At 66.3% G+C, this 19,204-nt stretch carries 11 protein-coding genes; 8 read left to right on the plus strand and 3 right to left on the minus strand.

What is annotated here, in order from left to right; translation table 11 throughout:
• Positions 1-7: 7 nt before the first annotated feature.
• From AC3A3X_RS02905 to AC3A3X_RS02915, 3 genes are all read left to right on the plus strand, one after another.
• Entirely contained in the window at positions 8-11,659 is an 11,652-nt protein-coding gene (locus AC3A3X_RS02905) for a two-partner secretion domain-containing protein (RefSeq protein ID WP_487581549.1), read from the plus strand.
• Positions 11,659-11,937, plus strand: a complete 279-nt coding sequence (locus tag AC3A3X_RS02910; protein ID WP_487581550.1) for a hypothetical protein — start codon at positions 11,659-11,661, stop codon at positions 11,935-11,937. The genes AC3A3X_RS02905 and AC3A3X_RS02910 overlap by 1 nt, the downstream gene beginning before the upstream one ends.
• Positions 11,938-12,163: 226 nt before the next feature.
• The gene (locus AC3A3X_RS02915; RefSeq protein ID WP_487581551.1) at positions 12,164-12,820 is read left to right on the plus strand and encodes a hypothetical protein; all 657 of its coding nucleotides are present in this window, start codon (positions 12,164-12,166) and stop codon (positions 12,818-12,820) included.
• A 297-nt stretch (positions 12,821-13,117) separates the two neighbouring features.
• On the opposite strand, the gene AC3A3X_RS02920 is transcribed toward AC3A3X_RS02915, so the two are convergent.
• Entirely contained in the window at positions 13,118-13,855 is a 738-nt protein-coding gene (locus AC3A3X_RS02920) for a 16S rRNA (uracil(1498)-N(3))-methyltransferase (protein WP_487581552.1), read from the minus strand.
• Positions 13,846-15,276: an adenosylmethionine--8-amino-7-oxononanoate transaminase gene (gene bioA, locus AC3A3X_RS02925; RefSeq protein ID WP_487581553.1), complete on the minus strand. Its 1,431-nt coding sequence runs from the start codon at positions 15,274-15,276 to the stop codon at positions 13,846-13,848. Before bioA ends, AC3A3X_RS02920 begins: the two co-directional genes overlap by 10 nt.
• Before the next feature lie 68 nt (positions 15,277-15,344).
• On the opposite strand from bioA, the gene nudE reads away from it, so the two are divergent.
• From nudE to AC3A3X_RS02945, 4 genes are all read left to right on the plus strand, one after another.
• A complete protein-coding gene (gene nudE, locus AC3A3X_RS02930; RefSeq protein WP_487581554.1) occupies positions 15,345-15,896 on the plus strand; it encodes an ADP compounds hydrolase NudE in 552 nt (183 codons plus the stop codon).
• Complete coding sequence (cysQ, locus tag AC3A3X_RS02935) at positions 15,893-16,690, plus strand: 3'(2'),5'-bisphosphate nucleotidase CysQ (protein WP_487581555.1); 798 nt, start codon at positions 15,893-15,895, stop codon at positions 16,688-16,690. Before nudE ends, cysQ begins: the two co-directional genes overlap by 4 nt.
• Before the next feature lie 5 nt (positions 16,691-16,695).
• Positions 16,696-17,523 (plus strand): nucleoside triphosphate pyrophosphohydrolase, encoded by an 828-nt coding sequence (gene mazG, locus AC3A3X_RS02940; RefSeq protein WP_487581556.1) that lies wholly within the window; start codon positions 16,696-16,698, stop codon positions 17,521-17,523.
• Positions 17,524-17,693: 170 nt separating this feature from the next.
• The gene (locus tag AC3A3X_RS02945) at positions 17,694-17,996 is read left to right on the plus strand and encodes an Mpo1-like protein (protein WP_487581557.1); all 303 of its coding nucleotides are present in this window, start codon (positions 17,694-17,696) and stop codon (positions 17,994-17,996) included.
• Positions 17,997-18,027: 31 nt separating this feature from the next.
• On the opposite strand, the gene AC3A3X_RS02950 is transcribed toward AC3A3X_RS02945, so the two are convergent.
• A complete protein-coding gene (locus AC3A3X_RS02950) occupies positions 18,028-18,369 on the minus strand; it encodes a DMT family protein (RefSeq protein ID WP_487581558.1) in 342 nt (113 codons plus the stop codon).
• Positions 18,370-18,477: 108 nt separating this feature from the next.
• Between AC3A3X_RS02950 and AC3A3X_RS02955 the strand changes: the two genes are divergently transcribed.
• Complete coding sequence (locus tag AC3A3X_RS02955) at positions 18,478-19,194, plus strand: response regulator transcription factor (protein WP_158733290.1); 717 nt, start codon at positions 18,478-18,480, stop codon at positions 19,192-19,194.
• Positions 19,195-19,204: the final 10 nt, after the last annotated feature.

The raw sequence follows: 19,204 nt of genomic DNA on the forward strand, positions 1-19,204 counted from the left end.
GCACGCCGTGAATCGCATCTACCGTCTGGTGTTCAATCGCGAGCTGGGAGTGGTCCAGGTCGCTTCGGAACTCACTTCGTCTTCGCAGAACGGCGCAGGCAGCGCAGAGGGCGTGCGCACGGCGCTGCTGCCGGCTTTGCGGTTTGCGGTGTATGTGGCTCTTGGGTTCGTGACGACGCTGCCGGCATTCGCACAGGCGGCACAGGGCGAAGGCCGCATCGTGTCGGATCCCTCAGCCGGAGCGAATCGGCCGACAGTACTCGATGCGGGCAATGGCGTGCCGGTCATCAACATCGCCACGCCTTCGGCGCAAGGGGTTTCTCGCAATATTTATGGTCAGTTCGATGTGGGCAGCCAGGGCGCGATCCTCAATAACGCCCGCAGCGGGGCCGATTCGCAACTGGCGGGCGCCGTGGCCGGCAATCCGTATCTGGCGCGCGGCGAAGCACGCGTCATCCTGAACGAGGTCAACGGACCTGCCAGCCAGCTCAACGGCTACGTCGAAGTGGCCGGCCGGCGAGCGGAAGTCATCATCGCCAACCCGGCCGGCATCACCTGCGCGGGCTGTGGCTTCATCAACGCCAGCACGGCGACGTTGACGACCGGAAAACCGGTGTTCAACGGCGGTGCACTCGACCACTACCGCGTCGAAGGCGGCACGGTGCGAATCGAAGGTGCGGGCCTGGACGCCGCGACCACCGACTACACCCGCATCCTGGCGCGGGCGATGGAAGTCAACGGTGGGCTCTGGGCGAATGATCTGGACGTGCGACTCGGCGCGAGCACGGTCAATGCCACCAACCCGGGCCAGACGACGCCAATCGCCGGGCAGGGCGTGGCGCCGCAGTTCGCGCTGGACGTCGGCTCGCTGGGCGGCATGTACGCCAACAAGATCTTCCTGGTTTCGAATGAACGCGGCTTGGGTGTTCGAAATGCCGGCACGCTGGGTGCGCAGGCGGGCGACCTGATCGTCACGGTAGACGGTCGCCTGGAGAACGCCAGTGTTGGCGCCTTGCAGTCGAAGCAGAATGCTCAGGTTACCGTCAGCGGCGGCGTGGCCAACGCGGGCACGATCGCGGCGGCGCGTGAACTCGTGGTCACCACGCCCGCGGACGTCGACAACAACGGCGGACAGATCAATGCGCGCCGGGTCGAGGTCAATGCGCAGTCGCTGAGCAATCGCGGCGGCGCGATCGAGCAGGCGGGCCTGCAGGCGTTGGCGTTGAACGCCAGCACGCTGACGAACCGCGACAGCGGTCGTATTGGTGTGGCGAATCCTGTCGCGGGCGGCGGCGAAAATGGCGGCTCCACTGGCGGCGGTAGCGGCGGCGATGGCGGATCGACGGGCGGTGGCGAGGCTGGATCCGATGGCGGCACGTTGCCCGACCTGACTCCACTGGCCGACGGTGCCCTCAACATCGCCGGCCACCTGTCCAATGACGGGGGCAAGATCAATGCTGGCGGAGGGGTTGCCCTGAGCACTGGCAATGGCCTGGACAACAGCGGAGGCCACCTCGGCTTGCGCTCGTTGACGATGACGCAGGGCGACCTGGCTAACGCGGGCGGTACGCTCGACATCACCGGGGCCGCCACGCTACACACAACCTCCATCGACAACACCGCCGGTGCCTTGAATGTCGGCGGTGCGCTGGACGTGCACACGCTGGCGTTCCACAACGTGGGCGGCACGCTCAACCACAGCGGCTCCACCGCCACCGTGCAGGTGGACGGGACGCTCGACAATGCCACGGGCACCATTGCCAGCAATGCCTCGGCGCTGAGCCTGGCCGCAGGCGTGCTGGTCAACGAAGACGGCCTGATCGAGCACACCGGTGCGGATGGTCTGCACCTGCAGGCCGGTACGGTGTCCGGTGCCGGCGGCACGATCACGACCGCCGGGGCAGCGACGCTGCGTGCCGGCCAGGTCGACCATCGTGGCGCCTTGCTGGGCGCGGCGCAGTTGGCGCTGGCGGCCGATGGCTTCGACAACCGCGGTGGCACGATTGTGACCACCGGCGCGGGTGCGAACACGTTGAGCGTGCGCGGCACGTTCGACAATGGCGACGACGGCATCATCGAAAGCAAGGGTGACCTGACGATCAACGCCGACACCTTTGGCAATGCCGGCGGTGCGGTGCGACAGGCCGACACCGGCACGCTGGCCATCGCCGCGACCACGTTGAACGGCAGCGGTGGCAGCCTGGCCAGTAACGGCGCGCTGACGATCGCGGGCACGACCACCGATCTGCGCGGTGGCACTACCTCCGCGCAGCACGTGGTGGTCGACACGGGCACGCTGATCACGGCCGGCGGCGAATTGACCGCGACAGGTGCCGATGCCTTGTCGCTGAGGGCCCGCGACAGCCTCGACAACAGCGCAGGCCGCATAGCCACCAATGGCGTGCTGGCCATCGCCGCCGGCGCTCTCGTCAACGTCGACGGCACGATCAGTGCCGCGGGCACGCAGGCCTCGACGGTCGCTGTCGTCGGCACGCTCGACGATACCCGCGGGGTGCTGACGACGGCCGGTGCTCTGGACGTGCAGGCCGGCACGCTGATCAACCGTGACACCGCCGACATCGACGGTGGCGGCATTCAGGCCCAGGTGCTGACCGTCCAGGCCGATCGCGTCGACAACACCGCCGGGCGCCTCAGTGCCAATGACGCCGTCACGGCGGCAGCCGCGACGCTGGACAATGCCGCCGGCTCGATCACCGCTGCCAACGCACTGACCGTCGATGCGGCCCGCTTGAACGGCGCGGGCGGCACACTGGGCACCAATGGCGCGTTGACGCTGACCGGCGAGGCCACGGACCTGCGCGGTGGCACCACATTCGCGGACAGCATGCGCATCGACACCGGTACGCTGACCACGGCCGGCGGCGCGCTGATCGCCACCGGCACCGGTCCGCTGGCGATCGCCGCCCGCGACGCCGTGGACAACACGGCCGGCACCATCACCAGCAACGGCAGTCTGCAGTTGCAGGCCGGTACGCTGCTCAACGCCGACGGGACGCTGACGGCAGTCGGCGCGGACGCCTCGACGCTTGCCGTGGCAGACACATTGGATAACACGCGCGGTACCCTTTCCAGCAACGGCGCGCTGGATCTGGCGGCGGGTACGCTGATCAACCGCGACACCGGCAACATCGACGGGGCTGGCTTGCGCGCCCAGGCGCTCACGGTCCGCGCCGATCGCATCGACAACGCCAGCGGGCAGATCGGCGCCAACAACACCGTTGCGATCACGACCGCCGCGCTCGACAACACGGCCGGCTCGATCACCGCCGCCAATGAGCTGACCATTGATGCGGCGACCTTGAACGGCGCCGGCGGCACTCTGGGTTCCAACGGCGCGCTGTCGGTGAAGGGCGATGTCACCAGCCTGCGCGGAGGCAACACATTCGGCGAGACCGTGCGCATCGGCACCGGTACGTTGATCACGGCCGGCGGCTCGCTGCTCGCCACCGGCACTGCTCCGCTGGTGATCACCGCACGCGATCGTCTGGACAACACGGCCGGAACCGTCGCCAGCAACGGCACCTTGGACATCGAGGCCGGTGCCCTGGTCAACGCCGACGGCACGATCAGCGCTTCCGGCGCGGGCGACTCGAAGCTCGACGTGGCCGGGACGCTGAACAACAGCGCCGGTCTGATCGCCACGACCGGCGCGCTGTCCCTGGCGGCCGATCAATTGATCAATGGCGACACGAAGGCCGCCAACGGCGCCGCGCCGAAGGGCGTGTGGGCGCAGCGTCTGGAAGTCCAGGCGGCGCGCGTGGACAACTCGAATGGTGCGCTGGGTGCCAACGACACCGCGGTGGTGACGGCTGACACGCTCGACAACACCGGCGGTGCCATCACGGCCACCAATGCACTGACTGTCGATGCGGTGACGTTGAACGGTGCCGGCGGCACGCTGGGCAGCAACGGCACGCTGATGCTCGCCGGCGAGACCACCGACCTGCGCGGCGGCGGCACCTCGGCGCAGCACATCACAATCGACACCGGCGATCTGACCACCGCCGGCGGCACGCTGACCGCCTCCGGCACCGACCCACTGTCCGTCACCGCGCGCGACATCTGGGACAACACCGGCGGCACCGTCGCGAGTAACGGCGCGCTGCAGGCCGACGTAGGCAAGTTGACCAGCACAGACGGTGTGCTGCAAGCGGCAGGTACCGGTGCCACCGACGTGCGCGTGGCCGGCACGTTCGACAACACCCGCGGCGCCCTGATTGCGGCTGGCGCCACCACCGTGCATGCGGACGAGGTCCTCAACGTCGGCGGCGCCGTGCAGTCGGCCAGTGAACAGACCCTCACCGTCACCGCCGACGGCCGCCTGTCCAACGACGGCGGCACCCTTGCCGGCAATGGCGCCATCGACCTGTCCGCGCAGTCGATGAGCAACGCCGACGGTGTCGTGCAGACGCAGCGGTCGATCACCGCCAATGTGGCCGACACGCTGGACAACCATGGCGGCACCTTCGCCTCCGGCGACGTGCTCACGGTGACGACAAACACGCTGATCAACCGCGACACGTTCGATCCGGCGGTCACCGATCCAGCGCAGCAGAAGGGTCTGCTCGGTCGCCAGATCGCAGTGGATGTGGGCGCGCTCGACAACACCCGGGGCCAGATCCAGTCCAACGCCGCGTTCACACTGACCGGCACGGATCTGATCAATGTGGGGGGCTCCATTGCCGGCGGCGAAGTGGTCACGGTGAGCGGCACGACGCTCGACAACACGCGCGGGACCCTGATCCAGCGCGGGGAGGCCGGTGCGCTGACCGTCACGATCGCGCAGGGTTTGAACAACACCGGCGACGGCCTGATCGGCGCCGAAGGCACGGCCGATGTGCAGGCCGGAACGCGTCTGGACAACAGCGGCGGCACCGTGTTCGCCCGGCACGGCCTGGCGGTCGGCAGCGACGGCGACGTGCTCAACCGCGATGGCGGTTTGCTGCAGAGCAACGGTGACCTCACGGTCGGCGCCGGCGGCTCCTTCGACAACACCGACGGCATCGTCGATGCAACCGGACGCGGTTCCCTGTCCGCGGCCCACATCGACAATACCCGTGGTCAGGTGTTGGCCGGTGGAGACACTGCTGTGCCGGCGCTGTCCGTGGGCACCTCCACCCTGATCAACCAGGGCGGCACGCTAGGCAGCCGCACCGGCGATGTCGTGGTCGCGGCCGACACGATCGACAACCGCGCCAATGGCTTGCTGGTCGCCAAGCGCGACCTCACGCTCCACACGGCGTCGGTGAACAATGCCGCCGGCACCGTATATGCCGTCAACGATCTGCGCTACGAGAACGCCGGCGGAACGCTCGACAACACCGGCGGCAAGTTCGGCTCGGGTGCTACGACTTGGTTGAACCTGGCCGGCCTGGTCAATGCCGGCAACGGCAAGATCGACGCCGGCACGCTGTGGTTGACACTGCCGGTGCTGGACACCACCGGCGGCGAGATCAGCGCCGATGTACTGAACACGAACATCGGTGCGCTGACCGGCTCGGGCCGCCTGTTCGGCCGGCAAGGCCTGAGCCTGGCGTTCAACGGCGACTTTACCTACGCCAACGGCCTGCGCCTGGAGAGCGACGGCACGTTGAGCCTGACGGTCGCGGGCACGTTCACCAACCAGGGCACGTGGCAGACCACGAGCATGCTGGTCATCAACGCCGGCAACGTGATCAATGAAGGCGCGCTCAACGCCAGCAATGCATCCGGCACGGGCGAGACGCACGTCACCGCCAGCGGCACGATCGACAACCGCACCGGCGCGACCATCGAAGGCGACTCGGTCGCGCTGATCGCCGCGAACGTCACCAACACCGGCGACATCGTCGGTGACCGCATCACCATCGACGCCGACACCCTGACCAATGGCCGCGACTTGGGCACGGGCCAGCCGGCGCGCGCATACGGCGAGGGTTTCATCGGTGCCTCCGAAACGCTGGACCTGCGCATAGGCCAGAGTCTGCGTAACCTCGATGGCGAGATCTTCAGCCTGGGTGATCTGAGCATCACCGGCCGCGGTGGCGTTGGCACGCGTGTTGGAACGGTGGAAAACCTGTCCGGCCGCATCCAGGCCGAAGGCGATCTGCTGGTCGTGGCTAACGTTCTGCGCAATGAGCGCCGCGTGCTGGACTTCGTGCAGCGTCCGCTGACCCCGGCCGAGCAAGCCGCCCTGACGTTGGAGACCTTCGGCGAGGACGCACTGACCTACGATGAAGGCTGGAGCGAGCTGAAGGAGCGCTACTGCGCCGAAACCCCGAGTCAGCGCTGCGTGCACTTCCGCGTGGACGACTACGCCGAACGCGTTACGCCCACGGAGGGCTTGTTCGTCAACACGGCCACGGCCACGCCGGTAGCACAGTTGCTATCGGGTGGCGGCATGACACTGGAGGCGAACTCGGTCCGCAACCGGTTTGCGACCATTGCTTCGCGCCAGAATCTGACGATCAACGGCCAGGCTCAAGCCGGAAGCAGCGGCGAGGGTGCAGCGGGCGTCAGCAACGAAAGCGTGTCGGGTCAGCAGACGTACACGGCGACCGCCGAATACAACGTGGGTTATCAGACTTGCCCGCGCCGCGCCGAGGTCGATTGCCAGTACGAAGACTACGGCGGCCGGGGCACGCTCAACTTCGGCACCGTAACGCGCACCTATTCGCCGGAAGAAGGCCGCGCGACGATCAGCGCCGGCCAGGGCCTGACGATCACCACCGGCGGCGACGTCAACAACACGGTGGTCAGCGCGGCCGATCCGCGGTCGGGCCTCACCGTGGGCGAACAGGGTGGGCCCGGCAGCACCGGTCTAGGCGGTGCCACGGGTGTCAGCCAGAGCGGCGTGGGCGGCGTAGACGCGACATCCGGCACGCAGTTCGCGGGTGCCAGCGGCCCCGGTGCCCGCAACGGCACCCGCGTGAAAACCAGCGGTGCGCTGCAGCTGGCGCTGACCGACTACGTCAACGGATCCGACAACCCGGCCAATGCCGCCGCGCAGGTGATCGGCACGCCGGAGCGTCCGTTGCCGGGACTGGTGCCGCCGGACAACGGAATGTACGACACGAGCCGTGACCCAAACGCGCCGTTCCTGGTGACCACGGCGCCGCGCTTCGCGTCGAAGGGCAACTGGACGAGCTCGAACTACCTGCTCGGTCTGTTGGGCGCGCAGGACACGCACAAGCGCCTGGGCGACGGCTACTACGAGCAGATGCTGGTCATGGACCAGATCCTGCAGCTGACCGGCCGGCGCAACCTGGGCGGTGGTCTGGACGGCCTGGCGCAGTACCAGCGCCTGATGGACGGCGCCGCCGCCGAGGCCGCGCGCTTGGGTCTGGGCCTGGGCGCGCCGCTGACCAGCACGCAGATCGCCTCGCTGTCCCAGGACATCGTCTGGCTGGTCGAGATGGAGGTCGATGGCCAGCGCGTGCTGGTGCCGGTGGTGTACCTGTCGAGTGCGACCGCTGAGCGCCTGCGCAACGACGGCGCCCTGATGGCGGGCGACACGGTCGATATCCAGACCCCGACCAGGATCACCAACGACGGCACCATCGTCGGCAACCGCGGCACCTGGCTGAGCGCGGACAGCCTGATCAACAACGGCGCGATCCGGGCGGACAACGGTCGCCTCGACATCCTGACCCGCGGCGACACCACCAACTATGGCCGCATGGCCGGCCACAGCGTGGTCATCGATGCCGGCGGCAGTGTGCTGAACCAGCCCACGTTCGACGGGCTGGCTTGGCGCGGCGGCGCGATCGAGGCCGGCCCGGGCGGGCTGCAGGTCGTGGCCGCGCTGGACGTGACCAACCGCGGCAAGATCGCCAGTGTGGGCAATGCCGGCATCAGCGCCGGTCGGGATGTGATCCAAGCTGCCCAGCTGAGCAGCGACGGCAATATGGTGGTGAGCGCCGGCCGCGACGCCCGCTTTGCCGGCAAGAGCACGACCAGCGCCGGAGGCTACCTGTTCATCGACGCCGACCGCAACGTTGTCGGCGAGACCGCGACCGATACCCTGGCGGGTACGTCCACTGTCAGTGTCCGCGGCGGCACGAGTCGCGTCACGGTCCGCGACGAAACCGTCACCGGTGCCACGTTCACGGCCGGCGACCAGCTGGCCATGGTGTCCCGTACGGGCAACATCGACCTGACCGCCGCGAACGTGCGCAGCGAGAACGGCGGCGTAGCGCTCGCGGCCGAGCAGGGCGACGTGAACCTGCGCGCCGCCGAGGAAGAGCACCACCTGGTCGAGGACACCTACCGCAAGAAGAAGGGCACGTTCAGCAGCACCACGACCCGTACGCACCTGGAGGTGCACGACACCGTGTCGGTGGGCACCACGGTCAGCGGCAAGACCGTCGACGTGCTGGGCAACAACGTCCTGGTCCACGGCAGCACGGTCGTGTCGGATCAAGGCACGTCGCTGGTCGGTCGTAACAATGTGTCCGTTGTTGCGGCGCAGAACACCCACGAGGAAAGCTACAGCAGCAGCAAGAAGAAGAGCGGCATGTTCAGCGACGGCGGTGTCGGCTTCACTGTCGGCACCTCGAAGATGCAGCAGACCGCCGATGTACGTGAGGTTACCCACACCGGCAGCGTCATTGGCGCGGTCGATGGCGAGGTGAGCATCTACGCCGGCAACCGCTACCAGCAGACCGGTAGCGATGTCATCGGCATGGACGGGGTGTCGATCAGCGGAAAGACCGTCACCATCGAGCATGCGGTGGACACGCTTGACGTGCATGAGACGCAGAAGGCCAAGTCCGGCGGCTTGCACGTCAGTATCAAGGGTGGTGCGGCCGATGCGGCGGCGCAGGCTTACGGCAGCGTGAAGCGGGCCGGTGAGGTCGAGGATGACCGCTTGCAGGGCCTGTACGCCGCGAAGGCCGCACAATCGTTGTTCGGCACCCAAGGGCAGGAAGCCTTCGGAGATGCCGCCGACATGATGAAGAAAGGCGGCCCGAGCAAGGACAACAACGGCGGCATGAGCCTGCGCATCGGCATCGGTGCCAGTTCCAGCAAGGCCGAGAGCGACCAACACTCGACAACGGCTCACGGCAGCACGGTCAGCAGCCGCGGAAACACCACCATCGTCGCGCGCGAAGGGGATATGGCGATTGTCGGCAGTGCCGTCGAGGGTGTGAATACCACGGTCGCGGCGGCCAGGAACCTGTACCTGCTCAGTGCCGAGGAAGGCAACGCGCTGAGGGAGAAGAGCAAGGCGTCCAGCGGCGAAATCGGCGTCACCATCGGCAGCGAAGCCGGCATCGGCGTCTATGTCAGTGCCTCAGCATCGAAGAGCAAGGGTCAGGGCGACGGTACCACTCACGCCGAGACGATCATCCGCGGCAGCGACACCACCCGCTTCGCCAGCGGCGGCGACACCATCGGCAAGGGCGCGCAGATCATCGGGGATACCGTCATCGGCCGCGTCGGCGGCGACATGCTCCTGCAGAGCCAGCAGGACACCAACGACTACAAGCGCAAGGACCAGTCCGCGGGTGTGGATGCTGCGGTAGGTATTGGCGGCGGCAGCGTCAATGTGAGCTACAGCCAAAGCAAGCTGGACTCCAACTACACCAGCGTCGAGAAGCAGGCCGGCATCCAGGCCGGCAAGGGTGGCGTGGACCTGTATGTCGAAGGCCACCTGCAGCTCGATGCCGCCGCTATCGCCAGCACGGCCGATCCGTCGAAGAACCGTATTGACGTCGGCAGCCTGGGCTGGAGCGATCTGCAGAACGAAGCAGACTACAAGGCACAGAGCATCAGCGTGAGCGGTGGCGGCGGTACGAGTGGCGGCAGCTTCAGCGGCGGCTACGCCAATACCAGCGACAAGAGCAGCAGTACGACCAAGGCCGGTATCGCCGACGGTGCTCTTACCGTGCGTGACGGCAGCGGTGGCGACATCGCCCGCGGCGCAACCGAGCTGCAGCAGGATGGCCTGAAGCCGATCTTCGATGCGCAGAAGGTGGCCGAAACGCTCGAAACCCAGCAGGTAGCCGGTGAGGTCGGCTTCACCGCGGTGGGCGACTTCTCAAAGTCTCAGCAGAAGAAGGCCGCCGCCGACCGAGAAGTGGCGCGACAGAACGGCGATCAGGCCGCAATGGACGAGGCACAGGCGCGCCTCGATAGCTGGAGCGATGGAGGTGCCAACAAGACGCTGCTGCACGGCATGGCCGGCGCAGCGGTGGCGGCGCTAGGCGGCGGCGATATCCTCGGTGGCGCGTTGGGCGCCGCTGCAGCTGAGAAAGCCAAGGGGGCCATGAGCGATTACTTGATCGCCAACGGCGTGGAACGCGGCAGCACCGCGTACGAGACCCTGATGGGCCTCGGAAGCACTGCGTTGGGTGGAGCGGTCGGCGGCAAGACCGGTGCGAGCACGGCGTTGGCGGGCGACGTGTTCAACAGACAACTTCACCAGGACGAGATTGATCGCGTCCGCGACCTGGCCAACGGTGATCCGCAGCGGGAAGTGCAACTGCTGGCCGCGGCTTGCGCGCTCGTCCAATGTTCGGCCGGAATTCCGCGCGATGATCCCACCTATGCGACTTGGGCGGCACTGGAAGCCGAGGGTAACAAGCCGGCCTACCAAGAGGACCGGGATTGGTTGAATGCACAGGCGGTGGTGACCCAGCGTAGCTACATGGGGCAAACGAATTGGCTGGAAACCAATCAGTTGTTCCAGTACAACGACGACCCGCTGTACGTGTTCAATGACGCCAATGCCGATTGGGCTTCGCGCAATCGCCTAGGCACTCGAAGCCTGGGTGGCCTGCAGATGTTCGGCGGTGCAGTGGAAGCAGCCGGTGGCCTGTTCGTTGGCACGACGTGCGCGACCGGCCTGGGCTGTGCGGCGGCGGGATACCTCGTGTTTGCCGGCGCCGACAATGCTTCCACGGGCTGGCAGACCATGGTGAGCGGTCACCCTTCGTCTACGCTGGGTGCGCAAGCGCTGGAGGCAACGTTGGGCTTGTCGCCACAGGCGGCCGAGCTGGTTTACAGCTTGACCCAGGTGACCCCAGCGGCCGCGGAAGCTTACGCTGCAAATCGCATTGTGAACGCAGAAATTGCAGCAAACCAGCTTTCAAGGCTGTCCTACACACCAATCGATGAGTTCGGTGCGCAAGGCGTACAGATTACGCCTGAGGTGATGAAGAGTCCGCAAGCCCAGAGCGTGGTCAATGAGTACTTGGCGGCCGGAGCATCGCCGAGAGACGCAAGCGCCTATGCCGCTAACCTGATTCAGACCGGCAAGGGCCTCCCAGAAGCCATGGCAACTGCGCCGGACACCGAGCTTATCAAGCTTGTGCCCAAGACAGCATCGGGCGGAGATAAGGTCACTCCCTACTCCCCATTCTTTGTTACCAAAGAAGAGTTCAATCGCCTCTCGGGAATGTCGTCGACTCAGATTGTGGACTACCTTGGCTTACCTGCTGAGCAGGGCGTTCGAGGATCCCAGCTTGGTTTCGATGTCTATTCAATGACGCCGAAGCCTGGTCAGAACCCCGTTGTATTCACCAGCGAAGTCGCCCCAGTTCGGCAGGGCGCATACACGGCGTCTGGTGGGGGAAGGCAGGTTGTTGTGCCTAACCGATCCCAGTGGACAGATCCAAATGCAAACAAGATCGGTGAGATCAAGGGAGGGATGTGATGGATGTCGTTAACCTCAGAAAGTATGCAGTATTGCTTGAGGAGTCCCTCCGACTGGAAGTTGGCAATGGAAAGGATGTGGACTTTCTGACCACTTATCGTCCATTGCTGAAGGCTATCGACGACGCGAAAGAAGGGGCGATAGATGCCCCTCGCGAGCTGGGCGGCCTCTCATATTGGCTGCTTGATTCAAACATTAGGGATTATCCGACGCTATCGGATCGGCTTTCAGGATTCATGCTTTTACTCCGTGGATTGGAGTTGCCCGAGGGTAGCTAGGCGAAGGCCAAATTGCATGAATAAAAGAGATTGGAATAGTTTCGTTGCTGCAGTTGAATCGCCCAAGGTTTTGTAGACATCTCGAGACCATGAAAAATGGCCAGATTGGAGGTGTCCAGTTGGCCTTCATGAAGTTGGTGCCTTGCGCTCCGTGGGTGATACCTAACCTCGGCGGATTCAACTTTGAATTTTTTAATTAGTGACTCCTCGTGGAGTGAGAGACAACATGCTCAATGCAAAGCAGGCTTTGTTCCTGGTCTCACTGCTGTGCGCTGCCACAGCGGTACTAGCCAAGGACGTGATAAGTACCAAGATCCCAGCCGATACGAAGATCAACCCATTGGTGATCGTGGCAGATTCCAATCTCGGCGCATGTGAGCGTCCGGAGCCCGGCAAGAGGGACCGCCGCTACCCAAACGACCCGCTCTACCAACGCTGCATGGCATTTCCGACCGTTCTGGCTGAGCAGCTAATGGAGCGCGGCTTCGATGTGAAGCTCGAATTCTTCAATCCTACCGAGCCAATGAGCCGCTCGGGCTATTTCACCGCTTACCAGAACTGGCGCGCAGAGGCGACCAAGCAGTATCCCGACCGCTATGTCCTTTACTACTACGGCATGTTCGAGGATCGAAGCAGCTCGTTCGTGTTGCTGAGTGTCGACGGCCCGGGTGCTGACAAGCGCGAGAGCTTGGGGACGATAAGCCTGGATCAGAGGTACTTGATCAGCACGAACTCCATGAAGTACGCGACCGTTGTCAACAAGCGCCCGCTTCCTGAAACGACGGCCATTGTTGCCAATACGCTGGAAGCGCGTTGTCCGACAATGGGTTTCTTGAAAGGTTGTTCGGATCGTGTGCCGCTGACTGAACGCGAGAGCAAGTGACGACGGCAACGACGGGGATGGCTGTGGCCGGTATCCGGCGAGCGCGTGCTGGTGCCGGTGGTGTACCTGTTGAAGAGCCCCACCTGTGGCATCTTGGATCGCACCAAGAACCCAAGACTCCGCCGCAAGTACGAGAAGGCAACGTCTCGCCACTGACGACGGCTTGAATGCAATGACCCAGCGACGTTGCATCTGCTCGTCGTCCCGGCAAACGCCGGGACCCTGGCCCTCATCCCTTCAGCTCCACCGTCATCCCCGCGAAGGCGGGATCCATGGACGTCGCCTTCGCCCGGCGCCCTACTGCAAATCCCCAAACCGCGCCTGCAGCGCCGCAATCGCCGCCAGCCCCGCGCTTTCCGTGCGAAGAATGCGCGGCCCCAGCCGCAACCCCTGGAACCGCGCGGCGCGCAACTGCTCGCGATCCAACGGGGACCAACCACCTTCCGGGCCGATCGCCAGGTACAACGGTTCGCCGCTATCCGGCGACAGGCTCGAGAACGCCAACTCGCCCTCCGGATCGAGGATCAGGCGCAGGCCGCCGGCGGGCAGGGCCGCCAGCGTCGCAGCCAGCGTCACCGGCGCGGACACCGCCGGAACCACCGCGCGGCCACTTTGCTCGCAGGCCGAGGACACCACGCTGCGCCAATGCGCCAGCCGTTTCTCCGCGCGCGCTTCGTCCAGCTTCACTTCGCTGCGCTGCGACCACAGCGGATGAAACGCGGCGGCGCCCAGTTCGGTCGCCTTCTGCAGGATCAGGTCCATCTTCTCGCCGCGTGCCACGCCCTGCAGCAGCACCAACTGCAGCGGCGATTCGCGCAGCACCGGGCTGGAGGCATCGATCGCCACCTTCAGTTCACGTTTGCCCAAGGCCACGATCCGCGCTGCGTAGTCATGGCCATCGCCATTGAACAGCACGCAGCCATCGCCCACGCCCAGGCGCAGCACGCGCCCCAGGTGGGCTGCCGCACTCTCGGGCAGGACGACTTCGCTGCCGGCAGCCAGTGGCTGGTCGACGTGGACGCGGGTCAGGCGCATGCGGTGGCCTCGTCTATGGCTGCGCGGGTGGTGTCGGCGAGCAGCTGCAAGGCTCCTTCGTCGACGCAGTAGGGCGGCATCCAGTACAGCACGTCGCCCAGCGGACGCAGCAGTACGCCGCGCTCCAGTGCCGCGCGGTAGGCACGCAGGCCGATACGCATCGCAGGATCGAAGCTGGCGCGACGGTCGCCGCCCGGGGTCAGCTCGAAGGCGACGATCATGCCGGCCTGGCGGACATCGGCGACGTGACGGTGCTCGGCCAGCGGCGCCGCCAGCGCGGCCATGCGCGCGGCGGTGCCGCGGTTGCGGTTGAGGATGTCGTCGCTGTCGAAAATGTCGAGGCTGGCCAGCGCCGCCGCGCACGCCAGCGGATTGCCGGTGTAGCTGTGCGAATGCAGGAACGCCTTCTCGCGCGAGTCGTCGAGGAAGCCGTCGTAGATGGACTGCGTCGCCAGTACCGCCGCCAGCGGCAGCGCGCCCCCGGTCAGGCCCTTGGACAGGCACAGCAGGTCCGGTTGCACGCCGCTGCGCTCGCTGGCGAACAGCGTGCCGGTGCGACCAAAGCCGACGGCGATCTCGTCGCAGATCAGGAACACGCCGTGCGCATCGCACAATTCGCGTGCCAGCTTCAGGTACACCGGGTCGTGCATGCGCATGCCGCCGGCGCACTGCACGCGTGGCTCCAGGATCAGCGCGCAGACTTCGTTGCCGTGGCGCTCAAGCAGTTCGCGCAGCCCGTCGGCGGCGCGGCGCGCATGCTCGGCCGGCGTCTCGCCGGCTTCGCACAGGTAGGCATCGGGCGACGGTGCGAACAGGGCTTGCGCCAGCAACGGTGCATACACGCGGCGATACAGCGGGATATCGCCGACCGCGAGCGCGCCCAGGGTCTCGCCGTGGTAACCGTTGTCGAGTGCGATGAACTTGGTCCGGCCCTCGATGCCGCGATTGCGGAACCAGTGGAAGGCCATCTTCAGGGCGACCTCGACGCCGGCCGAACCGTTGTCGGCGTAGAAGACCTTGCCGAGCGGTTCGCGGCCGACTTCGCGCGGCGCGATGGCGAGCAACCGCTCGGCCAGCTCGACCGCGGGCGCATGCGAGCAGCCGGCCAGGATCACGTGCTCGAGCGTCATCGCCTGTTGCGCGATGGCGGCGGCGATGCGCGGTTCGGCGTGGCCGAACAGGTTGGTCCACCAGCTGCTGATGGCGTCGAGATAGCGGCGGCCGTCGCGGCCCACCAGCCAGGCACCTTCGCCACGCGCGATCGGCAGCAGCGGGAGGGTGTGGGGATGCTCGCGCATCTGCGTGCACGGGTGCCACAGCACCGCCAGGTCGCGGGCGCGCCAGCGGTCGGCTTCGCCTTCGCCACCTGCCGGGACACCGGCCTCTGCTAGCATCGCCTCATCGTGAGTGTTCTTCTGCATCCCACCATTATCCCGCCTGGCGGCGCGCGGTGCAGCGCAGCCGCCGGGGCCTGCCATGGAACCTGGCCATGAGCCGCCGGCTGCCCACCATCCACAGCATCACCGAGCATGACGCCGGCCCGTACCGGCTCGAACGACTCGATCTGGAGTTCGCCAACGGCGAGCGCCGCCACTATGAGCGCCTGCACGGACGCGGCCACGGCGCGGTGGTGGTGGTGCCCCTGCTCGATGACGACACCGTGCTGCTGGTGCGCGAATACGCCGCCGGCATGCACCGCTACGAGCTGGGGCTGGTCAAGGGCCGGATCGACGCCGGCGAGACGCCGGTGCAGGCGGCCGACCGCGAGCTCAAGGAGGAAGCCGGCTACGGCGCACGCTCGCTCAACGTGCTGCGCTCGCTGACGCTGGCCCCGACCTACATGAGCCACGAGGCGCACCTGGTGCTGGCGCGCGACCTGTACCCGGAACGCCTGCCCGGTGACGAGCCCGAGGAGCTCGAAGTGGTGCCGTGGAAGCTCGACGACCTCCACCAGCTGATCCTGCGCGAGGACTTTTCCGAAGGCCGCAGCATCGCCGCCCTTTTCATCGCCCGCGAATGGCTGAGGACGCACCAGACATGATCTCTCCCGAGTTGCGCGAAGGCGTGATCGCCCTGGCACACGATGCCGCCGCCGCGATCCTGGGCATCTACGACAGCGATTTCGCCGTGCAGCACAAGGACGACGATTCGCCGCTGACCGCCGCCGACCTGGCCGCGCACCGTTGCATCGTCGACGGCCTGGCTCGGCTGACGCCGGACATCCCGGTGCTGTCGGAGGAATCCGCGCACGAGGTTCCGACTGCACAACGACGGCAGTGGCAGCGGTCGTGGATGGTCGACCCGCTCGATGGCACCCGTGAGTTCGTCAAGCGCAATGGCGAGTTCACCGTCAACATCGCGCTGATCGAAGACGGCGTGGCCGTGTTCGGCGTGGTGCAGGCACCGGTAACCGGCGTGCTCTGGCACGGCGGGGCCACGCTCGGCGCCTTCCGTCGCGAAGGCAGTCGCGACGAGGCGGTGCGCGTGCGTGCGCCGGCCACATCGCCACTGCGCGTGGCGGCCAGCCGTTCGCACCGTGACACCCGTACCGAGGCGTTCATCGCGCGCATGGGCCAGGTGGAGCCGATCGGGCTGGGGTCCTCGCTGAAGTTCTGCACCCTCGCCGACGGCCGGCTGGATGTGTATCCGCGCTTCGGTCCCACCAGCGAGTGGGATACCGCAGCTGGCCAGTGCGTGCTCGAAGGCGCCGGCGGCGTGGTACTCGATCCGCAGGGACGTCCGTTCCGTTACAACCAGCGAGAGACCATCCTCAACGGCGACTTCATCGCCCTGGGCGATCCCGCGCTGCCGTGGCGGCAATGGCTGGGCGACTGACCGCCATGTCCGACATCGACCGCCTCCTTGCCATCATGGCGCGCCTGCGCGATCCGCAAAGCGGTTGCCCGTGGGACGTGCAGCAGGATTTCGCCAGCATCGCGCCCTACACGATCGAGGAAGCCTACGAAGTGGCCGACGCGATCGATCGCGGCGACCTTGACGACCTGAAGGACGAACTGGGCGACCTGCTGCTGCAGGTGGTGTTCCATGCGCGTATGGCGCAGGAGCAGGGCGCGTTCGAATTCGCCGACGTGGTCGCCGCGATCAGCGACAAGATGGTGCGCAGGCATCCGCATGTGTTTGCCGATGCGGCAGTGGAAGGAGTCGAAGCACAGACTGCCGCCTGGGAAGAACACAAGCGCCGCGAGCGTGAGGACCGTGCCCACCAGGACCGCTCCGCGCTCGCCGGCATCGCCCGCGGCCTGCCCGAGTGGCAGCGTGCGGTGAAGCTGCAGAAGCGTGCCGCGCGGGTCGGTTTCGACTGGCCCGACGTGACGCCGGTGATCGCCAAGCTGCACGAAGAGATTGATGAGGTGCGCGCCGAATTTGCCGCGCTCGATGCCTGCTCCGACGATGCCGGCCCCGACGATGCCGCCGCGCGCGACCGGCTCGAGGACGAGATCGGCGACGTGCTGTTCGTCTGCGCCAACCTGGCGCGCCACGCCAAGGTCGACGTCGGCGCTGCGTTGCGCCGTGCCAACCTGAAGTTCGAACGCCGCTTCCGCGCGATGGAAACCCTGGCAGAAGCAGACGGCGAGCAACTGGCCGGGCAGTCGCTGGACGCCCAGGACCGCTACTGGGACCGGGCCAAGGCGGCGGAAAAGTCGTAGGCAACGGGCACACGGACGGGCGGCAAGTCCCGGTCCGGCGACGTATTTGTCCCAGAACGGCGCCTGCTTGCCCCATCGCCGGCACCGGTGCACGATCACCTCCGGACCGGCGGCAGCGTCGCCGCGGCGCAGGGCGCAGCGGTCCATCCGGGGACATTGGGAGGAACACCGTGCCGCGCTTTGCCAGCTTCCGCGAGTTCTACCCGTACTACCTGGGCGAGCACAGCCATCGCACCAGCCGGCGCCTGCATTTCATCGGCAGTTGCGGGGTCCTGGCGCTGCTCGTGCTGGCCATCGTCGAGCGCAACGGCTGGTGGCTGCTGGCGGCGCTGGTATGCGGTTACGGCTTCGCCTGGGTCGGCCACTTCTTCTTCGAGAAGAATCGCCCGGCCACCTTCCGCCATCCGTTCTATTCCTTCGCCGGCGACTGGGTGATGTTCAAGGACATCCTCAGCGGCAAGATCCGCTTCTGAGAAGATCCGTTTCTGAGCCGGCCGACCGCGCTCAGTCGAGGAAGATCAGCCAGGCCGCCACGGCGATCAGGGCAAAACCGGCCCAGTGGTTCCACTTCAGCGGTTCGCCCAGGTACCAGGCGGAAAAGCCGGCAAAGACCAGCAGGGTGATCACCTCCTGCATGCCTTTTAGCTGGGGTGCCGAGTAGACCGCGCTGCCCAGGCGGTTGGCCGGCACCATCAGGCAGTACTCGAAGAAGGCGATGCCCCAGCTGACCATGATCGCCATGACCAGGGGGGTGGACTTGTACTTGAGATGCCCGTACCAGGCGAACGTCATGAACAGGTTGGACCCGAGCAGCAGGGCGATCGGGTAGAGGCGTTCAACAGGCATGGGAATTTTCGCCGTAGGGAATCTGTTCAGCTTAAGCACAGCACCTTCACGAAACATCCACACTCGCAAAGGCAGCCTTCACAAAGCTGAAGGGTCGGAGGGGTTTGCATGCAGGGTACCGGCACAAGGGACGGCGGTCTGGTCCTGATCGTGGAGGACAACCGCAACATCTCGGAGATGGTCGGCGAATACCTGGAGGGCCGTGGCTTCGAGGTGGACTATGCCAGCGACGGCCTCGACGGCTACCGCCTGGCGACCGAGAACAATTATGACGTGGTCGTACTGGATCTGATGCTGCCGCGCATGGACGGCGTGGAGTTGTGCAAGAAGCTGCGCGAGGAGGCGCGCAAGTCGACGCCGGTGCTGATGCTGACCGCGCGCGACACGCTCGACGAGAAGCTCACCGGGCTGGGGGCCGGCGCCGACGATTACCTGACCAAGCCGTTCGCGATCCAGGAACTGGAGGCGCGCCTGCGCGCGTTGATCCGGCGCGAGCGTCGCCAGGTCGGCGGTGAGGTGCTCAAGGTCGCCGACCTGGTGCTCGATCCGGCCAGCCTGCGCGTGACCCGGGGCGGCAGCGAGCTGCAGCTTTCGCCGATTGGCTTGCGCCTGCTGACCATCCTGATGCGCGAATCGCCGCGGGTGGTCAGTCGCCAGGAAATCGAGCGCGAGATCTGGGGCAACGGCCTGCCCGATTCGGACACCTTGCGCAGCCATCTGTACAACCTGCGCAAGACCATCGACAAGCCGTTCGACAAGCAACTGCTGCACACCGTGCAAAGTGCCGGCTATCGCGTCGCCGACATCTCGCAGCCGCCCGAGTAAGACGGCAGCG

The organism is Lysobacter sp. Soil_N_23, assembly GCF_057656135.1.